Annotated in this window: 5 protein-coding genes; all 5 read right to left on the bottom strand. The window is 63.7% G+C overall.

The features are described 5' to 3' along the window. Window positions 1-22 precede the first annotated feature (22 nt). Window positions 23-2,029 (bottom strand): M13 family metallopeptidase, encoded by a 2,007-nt coding sequence (locus AC5P6A_RS14595; RefSeq protein WP_021203396.1) that lies wholly within the window; start codon window positions 2,027-2,029, stop codon window positions 23-25. A 222-nt stretch (window positions 2,030-2,251) separates the two neighbouring features. After that, window positions 2,252-4,354 (bottom strand): M13 family metallopeptidase, encoded by a 2,103-nt coding sequence (locus tag AC5P6A_RS14590; RefSeq protein ID WP_180876540.1) that lies wholly within the window; start codon window positions 4,352-4,354, stop codon window positions 2,252-2,254. 188 nt (window positions 4,355-4,542) lie between these two features. Then, a complete protein-coding gene (locus AC5P6A_RS14585; protein ID WP_019660622.1) occupies window positions 4,543-7,404 on the bottom strand; it encodes a TonB-dependent receptor domain-containing protein in 2,862 nt (953 codons plus the stop codon). A 180-nt stretch (window positions 7,405-7,584) separates the two neighbouring features. After that, a complete protein-coding gene (locus tag AC5P6A_RS14580; protein ID WP_346715158.1) occupies window positions 7,585-9,618 on the bottom strand; it encodes an alpha/beta hydrolase family protein in 2,034 nt (677 codons plus the stop codon). A 169-nt stretch (window positions 9,619-9,787) separates the two neighbouring features. Beyond that, window positions 9,788-12,595: a TonB-dependent receptor domain-containing protein gene (locus AC5P6A_RS14575; RefSeq protein WP_346715159.1), complete on the bottom strand. Its 2,808-nt coding sequence runs from the start codon at window positions 12,593-12,595 to the stop codon at window positions 9,788-9,790. Window positions 12,596-12,713 lie beyond the last annotated feature (118 nt).

Genomic DNA, 12,713 nt, shown 5'->3' with positions numbered 1-12,713 from the left:
CATCCCCAGCGTGACGGCTGGCTCAGCGCCAGACCTTGATCTGGTCGGCTTCGCTGCGCTGCATCGGCTGGCCGGCCTTGCAGCTGAAGGTGGCACCGAAGGCCGGCAGGTTGGCCAGCGTGCCATTGCTGCGCCACAGGCCCGGCGCGCGGATGTCGGCGGTCAGGCGGCGCGCGGCCTCGTTCGGCGACAGCTGCTGCGCCCACAACGTCGACCAGGCGCGGAAGAAGCCCTGCTGCTGTGCCGGCTTGGCCTTCGGCTCCTGCGCGGTGTATGCGGCCCAGGCCAGTTCCAGGCCGGCGATGTCGGCCAGGTTCTCTTCCTGGGTGAGCGTGCCGTTGACCTTGGCACCCTTCACGCCCGGGAAGTCGTAGGCGCTGTACTGCGCTGCCACGCGATTGCCGAGCAGGGTCCAGGCGGTCTTGTCGGCCGGAGTCCACCAGCTGCGCAGCTCACCCTTGGCATCGACCAGCGCGCCCTTGGCATCGATCGCACGGGTCAGTTCATGGCCGACCAGACCACCGAAGCTGCCGAACTTGTCGGCGGCGTCGGCCTTGGCGTTGAACACCGGGCCCTGCAGGATCGCGGCGGTGACGATCAGGCGGTTCTGCGCCAGGTCATAGGCCAGCGACGGCTGCTGCGGCAGCACGTCCCAGCGACGGTCGGCGTTGCCCTTGCCGATGCGCTTCATTTCCTCGCGATGGCGCCAGGTCGACGCGATCAGCATATTGCCACCGAACGAGCCGCGGCCCATCGGCTGCACGCTGTAGTCCAGGTCGCGCAGTGGAGTGCCGATCTCGATCTTCAGCGCAGCCAGCTTGGCCTGCGCTTCGGTCTTGGCTTCGGCACTCATCCAGCTGCTGTTCTTTACCGCCTCGATCTGTACTTCGCGCACCTTGTCGACGATCCATGCGGCCTGGCGACGATCTTCGGCCGACAGGTAGCGGGCGGCGTACTCGCGGCCGACCATCGGGCCGGCGGCCACATTGATTGCATCCAGCACGGATTCCCAGCGCTGCGGCGGCAGGGTCTGGCCACGCAGCACACGGCCACGGAATTCGAACTCGGCGTCGCGGTAGGCCTTGGACAGGTACGGCGCCATCGAGTCGCCCACGCGCCAGCGCAGGTACGCCTTCCACTGCTCCGGCTTGAGCTTGGTGACCATGCCATCGAGCTGCTTGAACAGGCCCGGGTCGGCCAGCGAGACCAGGTCATCGTCCACGCCCTGTGCCTTCAGGAAGGCATCCAGCTGCAGGTTGCGGTAGCGGCTGTTGAGCTCCTTGGTGGAGATGGGCGCGTAGTTGTTGAACGGGTTGTTGATGCCGGCCAGCGACTGCGCATTGCGTGCCAGTTCGGTTTCCAGCGCGATCACCGCCTGCGACTCGGCATCCAGCTTGGCGGCCGGGGTACCGGTCAGCGCCAGGATCTGCTTGACGTAGTTGCGGTAGCGGCCCATCAGCGCCACGGTGTCGGCGTCGGTGCGGGTATAGAACGCCGGATCCGGCAGGCCCATGCCGCCCTGCATGAAGTAGCCGATGTGACGATCCAGCGCCTTCAGGTCGACGTCCGGGCCGAAGTTGAAGGCCACCGGGATGCCGACCTGGTGCAGCGCGGCGATCGAGGCCGGCACATCCTTGGCCTTCTTGATGGCGTTGATGCGGGTCAGCAGCGGCGCAATCGGATTGGAGCCGTCTGCTTCCACGGCGGCTTCGTCCAGGCCACTGGCCCAGAAGTCGCCCAGCAGCTTCTGCACATTGCCCTGCGGCGACTTCATCGCGGCGTCGAGCAGTTCACGCTGCTGCTGGCGGCTGCGGTCAACCAGCTGTCCCAGCGCGGTGACGGCGCCGGTCTGCGGCACCGGGTTGGCCTTCAGCCAGCCTGCATTGGTGGCGTCGTAGAAGTCGCTGCACTGGGCGCTGACGGCCGGAGCGCGTGCGGCCTTCTTCTTGGCGGCGAACGCATCGTGAGTCGGGACCAGGGTCGCCAGGCTGATGCCCAGGGCGATGGCAAGCGGACGGAAGTTGGGCATGTGGAACGAATCCGTGATGGATTGAGGGCGCGCGCACTATAGCAAGCCAGGCATGGGCGCGGGATGCACGCGTCGCGGTGCATTCGCCGACCAAGGTCGGCAGCTACCGGGGAGCGCCGGGATCAGTAGATCCACGCCATGCGTGGATGAAAGACACCCCGGAAAAACAAAGGCCCGGGAATTCCCGGGCCTTTGCAGGTCTGCAACAGCGTCAGCCAGGACTTACCAGATCACCACCTGCTGCTCGCCGGTGCGGGCCATCGGCGAACCGGCCTTGCACTGGAACGCGGCCGCGAAGGTCGGCAGGTTCGACGGTGCACCCATGGCGCGGAACTGTGCCGGGGCGTGCGGGTCGGTCGCCAGGCGGACCTTGGCGTTCTCCGGGGTGTACTTGGTGCGCCACACGGTGGCCCAGTTGAAGAAGAAGCGCTGGTCGCGGGTGAAGCCGTCCACCTTCGGGTCTTCCTTGCCGGCGCTGGCCTTCTGCAGGGCATCGTAGGCGGTAGCCAGGCCGCCCAGGTCGGCGATGTTCTCACCCAGGGTCAGGTGGCCGTTCACCGCCTGGCCGTCGACCTTGTACTGGTCGAACTGCTTGACCAGCTTGCCGGTCAGGCCTTCGAAGTTCTTCTTGTCAGCGGCGGTCCACCAGTCTTCCATGTTGCCGGTCGGCCCGAAGCGCGCGCCCTGGTCGTCGTAACCATGGGTCATTTCGTGGCCGATCACCGCGCCGATGCCGCCGTAGTTCAATGCGTCGTCGGCCTTCGGGTCGAAGAACGGCGGCTGCAGGATGGCGGCCGGGAACACGATCTCGTTCTGCAGCGGGTTGTAGTAGGCATTGACCGTCTGCGGGGTCATGCCCCACTCGGTCTTGTCCACCGGCTTGCCGATCTTGGACAGGTTGAACTTGTAGTTGAACTCGTTGGCCGCGCGCACGTTGCCCAGGAAGCTGTCGCGCTGGGTCTGCAGGCCCGACCAGTCACGCCACTTGTCCGGGTAGCCGATCTTCGGGGTGAAGGTTTCCCACTTGGCGATGGCCTTGGCCTTGGTCTCCTCGCTCATCCAGCTCAAGCCCTGGATGCGCTCCTTCAGCGCGGCGGCCAGATTCTTCACCAGTTCTTCCATCTTCGCCTTGGCTTCCGGCGAGAAGGCAACCTTCACGTACAGCTGGCCGAAGGCTTCACCCGCATCGTTTTCGATGGTGCTCAGCACGCGCTTCCAGCGCGGCTTCTGTTCCTTCTGGCCGTTGAGGGTCTTGCCGTAGAACTCGTAGTTTTCCTGCACGAAGGCATCGGCCAGGTACGGCGAGGCGCTGTCCACGGTGTGGAAGCGCAGGTAGGCGCGCCACACCGACGGGTCGGTATCGCCCAGCGCCTTGCTCACTTCCTCATGGAAGGCCGGCATGGCCAGCGAGAACTTCTCCGGCGCGGCCACGCCCTGCGATTTGAAGAACTCGGTCCAGCTGAAGTTCGGGGTCAGCTTGTCGGCATCGGCCAGGGTGACCGGGTTGTAGTACAGCTCGACGTTGCGCGACAGCTCCACGCGCGACTTGGAGGCCTTGGCCAGGCGGGTCTCGAACTTGACCACGTCCTCGGCCTGCTTGGCGGCGTCGGCAGCGGCGACACCGGACAGCTCCAGCACCTTGGCGACGTGCGCCTGGTAGGCCTTCAGCTTGTCGGCATTCTTGGCGTCGGTGTAATAGGTGCTGTCCGGCAGGCCCAGGCCGCCCTGGCTGGCGTAGGCCATGTTCACGGCCGAGTTCTTGAAGTCCGCTTCGGCACCGAAGCCGAACAGGACGTTGTCGCCCCTGGCCGCGCTGGTGCGCAGGTAATCGGCGATGGCCGCCTTGTCCTGCAGGCCGTCGATGGCGGCCAGGTCGGCCTTCAGCGGCTCAATGCCCTGGGCATTGATCTTGGCCTCGTCCATGCCGGTGGCCCACAGGTCGCCGACGATTTTCTCGATGTGGTTCGGATTCTTGACCTGCGCCACCTGTTCGGCCAGCTGGTGCTGCACGGCCACCGAGCGCTCGTCGAGGATGGTGAACGCACCCCAGCTGGTGCGGTCGCCCGGAATTTCATTGGCGGCCAGCCACTTGCTGTTCACATAGTCGCCGAAGGCGCCGCAGGCGTCCTTGGTGGGATCCAGATCGCTGGGCTGGAAAGCGTTGTAGGCCGGCAGCTTGCTTTCGTCCAGCGTGTAGTTGGTGGCTTCGGCCGCGGCCGGCGTGGAGGCGGTGGCGTCCTTGGCCGGGGTTTCAGTCTTGCCGCAGCCGACCAGCGCGGCCGAAACGGCCAGGGTCAGCAGCACGATCTTGGGAGTACGGGTCACTTTGATGGCCTCCAGGCCGAGTGAGTCAGGGAAAGGCCGTGGGACGGCCGTGGGCCGAACGATACGCCGCCGGCCAGACCTGCAAGGGTGTCGAAGGTCACGGCTGGGTGCAAGGGGGCCGCTTGGTGGCCCGGAAAAGACAGACCCGGCAAAAGCCGGGTCTGTCGGGTGTTGCGGTCAGCGGTGGATCAGAACTTGTACTTCAGGCGCACGAACGGGGTGCGACCGTAGTAGTCGTACTGGGTGGCGAACGGGTGGGTGTTGCCGTAGCGCGAAGAGTAGACGCTGCTGGAGATCAGCGGCGGCTTGGCATCGAACACGTTGGAGACGCCCACCAGAATCTGCCAATCGGCCTGCTCGTAGCTCACCGAGGCGGTGTGATACCAGCGGCTGCCAGCGGTGATGTCGCGGTAGGAATTCGGACGGCCCTGATAGGTGAACGTCTCCAGCAGGTCCGGGTCCTTGGTCGACGCGATGTACTGGGTCATCCAGTTGTAGGTCCAGTCGCCACGCTCCAGGCTCAGGCCCAGGTTGCCGACCAGGTCCGGGCGACCGAAATCACCCAGCTGGTCCGACGAGGACAGGCCGCTGGCCGCTGCGCTGTCGAACAGCTCGGCGGTGTCTTCAACCGTGTAGGTGACCTGCGAGTCCAGCGAGAACTTGCCGAAGCTGAACTCGTGTTCCCAGTTCAGGGTCAGATCCCAGCCGCGGGTGCGCTGGCGGTTGATGTTCAGGTACTGCGCATACACCTCGGTGATCATGTTCGCGTTGGTACCCGAATTCGGATTACGACGCATCAGGTCGCAGTAGCGGTTCGGATAGGTGGTCGACTCGTAGCAGCCTTCCAGGATGGACGCTGCACTCAGCGCGGTGATCTGGTCGCTGACTTCGTAGTCGAAGTAGTCGATCGCAACGCTCAGGTCAGCAAATTCCGGGGTGAACACCAGGCCGATGCTGCGTGCACGCGAGGTCTCCGGCTTCAGGTCGCCGCCAGCGCCGCCACGAGTGAAGACGGTGGCGCTGCTGTTGCCTGCGGCGGTGTAGTCGCCCGGGATACCGGCAGCGGCGCAGTTGGCAGCAGCGTTGCTGTTGTTGCCTTCAGCCCAGCGGATGCAGGGATCGATCGCGGTCTGCGCCTGGAAGCCGGTCTGATTGCCAAGGTACAGCTCATACAGGCCCGGTGCACGGTAGGAGGTACCGATGGTGCCGCGCAGGCGCAGCGACGGGATGATCTGCCAGTTGACACCGAACTTCCACACCTTGTCCGAACCGGACACCGTGTCGTACTTGAAGACGCGGGCCGAGCCGTTCAGCGACAGCGACTCGATGCCCGGAACTCCCTTGAAGACCGGCACATCCAGTTCGACGAACGCTTCCTTCACCTTCTCGTCGCCCTTGGTGCGACCGGCGGTGGTCGAACCCCAGATGTCGGCAAAATCGGCACCCGGCTGGTCGTCGATCTTGTAGTTGCGGTACTCGACACCGACGGCGGAAGCCACGGCACCGGCCGGAAGATCGAACAGCTCACCGCTGAACACGGCGTTGACCGTGGTCTGATCGTAGGTGGTCTTGCCCTTGGCCCAGACGCCGAGGATCGAGACCAGCTCGTCGACCTTCGAGCCATTCAGATAGCCCGGGTCGAAGTAGTTCGCAGCTGCAGTGCCGGTACCCGGACGGCCGATGTCGCCGCTGATCGAGTTGCGGATGCCAAGGTTACTGTACTTGCCACTGGAGTGGCTGTAGTTGGCATTGACTTCCCAGCCCCAGGTGCTGCTGCCGAAGCCGCCATCGAACTTGTTGGCGAAGTAGTAGTAATCAACTTCGGTCTCGGAAGCAGACTTGAACGGCAGCACCGGCTGAGCGCGGGTGGTGGTGCCGGGGATCAGCACTGTCGGGAAGAACTGGCGCCACGAGAAGTTGTCCGTGGTGCGGTTGTTGTAGAGGAACTGGGTCTTCCAGTTGAACGAATCAAAGCCGAAGTCAGTGGCAAAGTAGACCGTCTTGCGCTCTTGGCGGTTGATGATCTGGGCTTGGCCGTAAGCCTGGAAGTTGTACGGCTCCTGATACGTCGCCACGGGGTTGCCGTTGGCATAGGTCTGGTTGGCGCGCGGACGATAGCCCGGGAACGGGCCAACCGTGCTGCCATCGGTGCTCGGCACGTAACGGACGGAACCGACGTCGATGACGTTGTGCAGCATGTTCTGGCAGTTGGCCAGGTTGGTGCCGGCCAGGATGGAGCGGTCGACGCGGTCGATGCGGTTGCCCTTGTCGTCCCAGACGATATCTTCGGCGCACTTGAAGAAATCGCGGTCACCGCGGGTCAGTTCGTTCTGGCGGTACCATTCCACGGCGGCGACGATGCTGCCATTGTCGAAGTTCCAGCCGTTGGCCAGCGACGCCGAGAATACTTCACCGCCGCCTTCGGTCGGAACGCGACCGCTGACGGTCAGCTCGGGACGGTCGAAGTTCTTCTTGGTGATCAGATTGACCACGCCGGCGACGGCATCGGAGCCATAGATGGAGGACGAACCATCCTTCACGATCTCGGCACGCTGCAGGACGGCGGTGGGCAGCACGTTCAGGTCGAACGCGCCGACCGCGCCGCGGGTACCGGCCGGGCCCGGACGCTGGCCATCAAGCAGGATAAGCGTGCGATTGGCACCCAGGCCGCGTAGCGAGAACGTCTGTACGCCGGTACCACCATTGGTGGTGAAGCCGCCGAACTGATTGGTGATCTGCGTTTCGGCGGCGCCGATCGCCGACTTCTGCAGGAATTCACTGACGCTGGTCTGGCCCTGGGCGGCATTGCGCTCGGTGTCGATGGTGAACACCGGCGAGGTGGTTTCATAGTCCGCGCGACGGATCAGGGAGCCGGTGACCGTAACCTTGTCAAGATCAGTGGCCTTCTTGTCAGACGTCGAAGCACTTGACGCCGCTGCTTCCTCGCGGGTGGATTCCTGGGCCAGCACCGGGGCTGCCTGCAGGCAGGCAATCACTGCCAGGGCGAGCGGCAGGCGGCTGGGCGTAATAAGGCGGTTGGTCTTGCGCATTGTGTCGGATCCCCACTTGTTATGCTTCGGTTAACGGAGTGTATGTACGGCGTAAAGTAAATGCAACATGAACATTCCCCGTATGTAACGCGCTTTTGCTAATGGCGTATTCATGTACCGGTGGGGAGCTGCAGAGCTCCCCAGCTGCGTGGACGACGGCAGGGTGCCTCCCTGGGCGGCCTACAGGCCGCCTGGGCCGCAGTCCTTGGCCAGGAAGTCGGCCATCAGCGGCAGCGTGGCCCGGTAGTGGCTCGGGTACCACGGCATGCTGTGCGGCATGTCGGCGATCAACTCGAACTTCGCCGGAACCTTGCCTTGGACTGCGTTGTAGAACGATCGGGCGTGGAACGCCGGAGTACGTACGTCACGATCTCCGACGTAAAGCAGTACCGGGATGGTCGCCTTGGCCGTGTTCTGTATCGGGTCCATTCCCTTGACGGTCTGCCCCTGCAGGATGCGCTGCAGGCGGTTCTCGCTCCATGACATGCCGACTCTGCCGAGATCGGTGACGGGCGCTCCGGCAATGGCACACTGGAAAGGCGAGGGGCTGCGGACCGTGGCAGCAGCGGCTGCGAAGCCGCCATAGGAGTACCCGAAGATGGCCAGGCGGTCCTTTGCGGCGATGCCCTGCTGCACCAGCCACGCAGCCGCATCGTCATTGTCGTCCTGCATGGTCAGCCCCCACTGCCTGTCACCCGCGAGCCAGTGGTCGCGTCCAAAGCCGGTTGAGCCTCGATACTGGGGGCGGATGACAGCGTAGCCACGCGAGGTGAAGTAAGGCACCCAGCCAGATGCATCCCAGCCGGCATAGTCACGAGCCCATGGGCCACCGTGCGGGTGCACGAGCGCTGGAAGTGGTTCTCCCCCTTCCTTCCAGCCCGCGGGCAGATCAAGGATGGCGGGAATCTTTCGTCCGTCGCGGGCGGTATAGGTGACCCAGCGTTGCTGGCCGATCTGCCTGCCATCGATCCAGGGTCGCTCACTGCCCAGGGTGGTCACCTGTTTGCGGTCGCTGAGTATGTGATAGGTCGTCGGCGTGTCGGCATTGTTGGTGGTAAAGAGCACGCGGGAGAGATCGTCGTTGTAGCCGGTGATGGCGACGTACTTCCCCGGATAGGCCTGTTTGAGGCCGTCGAAGAGGGCCTTCATCTGCGGGTCGACATAGATCGCTTCGCGCCGCGGCCCATCCACATAGAAGCCCAGAACCTGATTGAAGTTGCTGGGTTTGCTGCCGAGGATGAGGCCGCTGATCGGATGCTGCGGGTGGGCGGCCAGCGGCTCCTTGTCGAAGGTCCGGGTTGCTGGGTCGTACAGGCGGGCCTGCACCTGCTCGGAAAATCTGTCGGTGAGGATGTAGAGCTTGCCGGTCTGGTCATCGATGCCCGCCACGTCCATCGTGTAGCGTTCGCTGAGCTTGGTTGTCAGCGCATCGTGCTTCTCGAACTTTCCGCTTGCCTTGTCCTTGATCAGGATCTGCTGTTCGTACTCGCTCGACCCGGCCGGTTCGATCTGGGTCCTTGTCAGGAGTTCGCCGCTGCGGGGATGGAACAACCCGGGCGTCGAGCGCGCGTCGCCACGGAAGAGCAGCTCGGTCTGTCCGGTCTTGAGATTGAACAGGTAGTAGCCTGCCGAGAACGTTGACTGATTGATCTGTGAAATGATGACCTTGTCAGGGTCCATTGGGAGCGAGTGAACCAGTGATGCAGTTCCCGCCAGTTCCAGGCAGCGTTGTGTCTGTTCGCTGATGCCAAGCTTGCGTGAATTGTCGGCGAATGCTTCGTCGAACTTGGTCTGGGAAGTGTCGGTCAGGTAAGCCTTCGATAGGAAAGTCTTGGTGTTTCCCACCGAGTTGCCTTCTCCACAACCGGCCAGCTGCGCGGTAAGTTCCTGGCGGCCGATGACAAGGCTGCGGCCGGCCTTCAATGCGCTGGCGGCGATGAACTTCATGCGGTCGCCGGAGGGCGTGATGGCCACCGGGCCTGCGCCGAGATTGTCCAGGTTCCAGTTGGCGAGCGCGGTGTCACCGTTGTTGCTTCCCGGGGCAGCGATGATCGCAACCAGCTGCTTGCCATCGGGGCTCATGGTGACCGATTGGATGGCGGGAATCTTGGCGAAGTCGTCGACCGGCAGCGGTGTAGCCAGCGCCTGGCCCACGGCCAGGCCCAGCAGCGTAGCAGCAGCGCCCACATGGGCGAAGAGGCGTGTGGCTTTCATGTACAGGGCATCCTTGGCAGTTTGACTGGAAGATGACCTGAAGATGAACGAGGGCGCCCGGTTCGTCAACTTGGCGTGAAATCTACAACCCTGGCCGGCCCTGGTTGCGTTCCAAAGCAGAAGGCCCCGCTGGAGCGGGGCCTTCTGCAGCACAAGTGGCGTCAGCGGATCAGCGGCCACCGAACTCGTACTTGGCCTGCACGTAGATGGCTCGCCCGTAGGCGTTGTACAGGTAATTGTTGTACGGCTGGCCACTGGTGCCGGCGAAGCTGAAGCGCTGGTTGTCCGGCATCCTGTTGAAGACGTTGTTGACCATCAGCGACAGGGTCAGGTTGTCCAGCGCGCGATAGTTCACGCTCAGGTTGTAGGTGGTGTAGGAGCCCCACTTGCCCGCCTTGTAGCCGGAGCTGTGCACATAGTCGTAGCCATTGCCCAGGTATGCCATGTAGTTCGGCGTCTTGCCGATGTAGTTGGCATACAGGGTAGTGGTCCACTTGTCCTTGGCCCAGCCGATCGAGCCGTCCGCGCGCACCTTTGCGTAAGAGTCGTACACCCACATCGCGTAGGGGTCACGCAGCAGGTCCAGGAACTCATCGCCCGGCTGCGGCTGCAGCTCGCGCTTGAGCATGTCGGTGTAGTTGCCCGAGAACTGCAACGAACCGAAGCGACCCATGTCGTGCACGTACTTGAAGCTGGCGGTCAAAGCTTCCAGGTTCTGGCGCGCAACATTCATCTTCGGGGTGTAGATCTCGTCCAGCACGCCGGATGCATCACGGGTGATCCAGTCGTTGACGTTCTGGCAGCTTGCAGAGGTGTTGTTGGCCTGGTCGTTACGGCAGTAGTACTCGGCCAGCAGCAACTGGTCCGAACTGAGCGTGTCGACCTCGTTCTTGATTTTCCAGTTGTAGTAGTCAACCGACAGCGAGAGGTTATTGATCGGAGCCCACACCACGCCCGCGTTCCACACGTCGGCGGTGATAGGCTGCAGGTCCGGGTTGCCCGAACGCGTACCGAACACCGATACGCTGTCATACGGGCAGCCAGCGGTGTTGCTCGGGGCATACCCCAACTGGCCGCAACGGTAGTAGTCGGTGGAGCCGTTGGCATAGTAGCCACTGCGGCCCTGGAAGGCATCGGACAGGGTCGGCGCGCGGAAGGCCGTCCCGTACTTGCCACGGAACAGCAGGCTCTCGATCGGGCGGAACTCGATGCCGATGCTGTAGGTGGACTTGTCGACGGTGTTGCTGCCGATCTTGAAGGCGTCGTAGCGGCCGGATCCGGTCACGGTCAGCATGTCATGCAGCGGCAGGCGCAGTTCGCCTGTCACGGCGTAATTGCTGCGGTGGCCAGCGCCGGAGACCGCCGTGGTGCCCCAGACGCTGCCATCCATCAGGCCCGGATCGGGAGTGTAGTCCCAACCTTCGCTGCCACCCTCGACCACCACCGCCAGGCCGGCGTCGCCACCGGGCAGCTTGAACAGCGACCCGTTGGTGACCTGGGCCCGGGCCAGGTTCTGCCAGGTACGGCTCTGGCTGTAGCTGTAGCCGGTGAACGTCTGGAAATCACCTGCCGGCAGTGGCGCATAGAACGCTTCCCAGTTCGGGCTGTAGATGTTGTAGCCAGTGCTGGTAATACCCAGCACCGGGCCCAGCACACGCTGCTCGAAGTAGTCGTTGATCGGATCGTTCCAGCGCACGAAGTTGCGCTCGGTCAGCTTGTACTCGCCACGGGTGAAGCTGACGCTGTAGTCCCAGTTGCCGGCCGTGCCGCGGCCGCCCAGTGTCACCTGGTAGGCCTTGTTGCGGTCGGTGTTCATGATGTCGCGGTAGCCGGCGCCGCCGATGTCTTCCGGGGCGAACACGCGCTGCAGGTTCATGTACTGGCCGCTGGCCTGGTCGTAGAAGCGACCCCAGCCGGACGAGGTGCCCCACCAGGTGTAGTTGGAGCCGGTCGCATACTTGACCTCTTCCAGGCTGTACAGCGCATCGCCAAACAGCTGCAGGTTGTCATTGAGGTCAAAGGTGGCAGAGCTATAGATCTGTGCGCTTTCCTTGCCGTTCTTGATGGTCTTGTAGCCGGTGCCGTACACCGAGCCGCATGCCTGGCCGGTCGGGCGGGTGCCCAGTACGGTGGTACCGTCGAACTGGCCCGCCACGTTGGCGCAGAGGTTCGGGTCCATCATGGCGTAGCGGTTGTTGGCGGCCGGCAGCAGCACCAGGAAATCGTTGGAAACGTACTGCGGGCTGTAGCCGTCTGGATTGTTGACCTTGGTCAGGTCGCGCTGGTAACCCCAGATCGGGCTGGTCTTTTCGTACTGCACGTTGACCAGCGCGTGGAAGCGGTCATCGACGCCATTGAACCCGTGTGCGCCGCTCAGGCGGAAACTGTTGCCACCGCCTTCGCTGTAGGCACCGCCACGGACGTTGAGAACGCCGCCGTCCATGCGTTCCTTGAGGATGATGTTGACCACGCCGGCAATCGCATCCGAGCCATACAGGGAGGACTGGCCACCCGGCAGGATCTCGATGCGCTCCACGATGTCGATGGGAATGCCGCTGATGTTGTTGAACGTATCGCCGCCGTTGTACAGCGGTGGATACGAAAGCATCGGGCGGCCATTGATGAGGTACTTGGTGTAGCCCGGGCTGAGGCCGAACATGCCGGCCGCTTCGGCGCCCTGGGTGAACGAGGCCGAGGTCTGGCCGCCCTGGAGGCCGCCCGTGGACAGTGAGGACTGCTGCAGTACGTCGGCCACACTGGTGAAGCCGCGGGTCTGGATGTCCTCGGCGGTGACGGTCAGGACCGGCGTGTGGTTCTCGATTTCGGTCTGTGGAATCAGCGAGCCGGTGACGGTGACGCGGTCAAGCTGGGTCGGTGCGGTGCCGCTTTGCGCCAGCGCGGTACCGGAGGCGAGCAGGGTGCCAAGCAGGGCGAGGGTCAGTGGGTGGCGCAGCGGCGTGGAGCGATGGCAAGACATGATGGATCCCCGTATAAGCGTTGTCGGCTGACACCCATGGCCACACCCCCGGCCATGTCAAAAAAAAGGCCCCGCCGAAGCGGGGCCTGGTCCGGAATCAAACCCGGAAAACGACGGG

Source organism: Stenotrophomonas sp. YJH_SMC_20, from assembly GCF_059367845.1.
The sequence above is the reverse complement of the archived record's forward strand: the minus strand, read 5'-3'. Positions and strand labels throughout refer to the sequence as shown.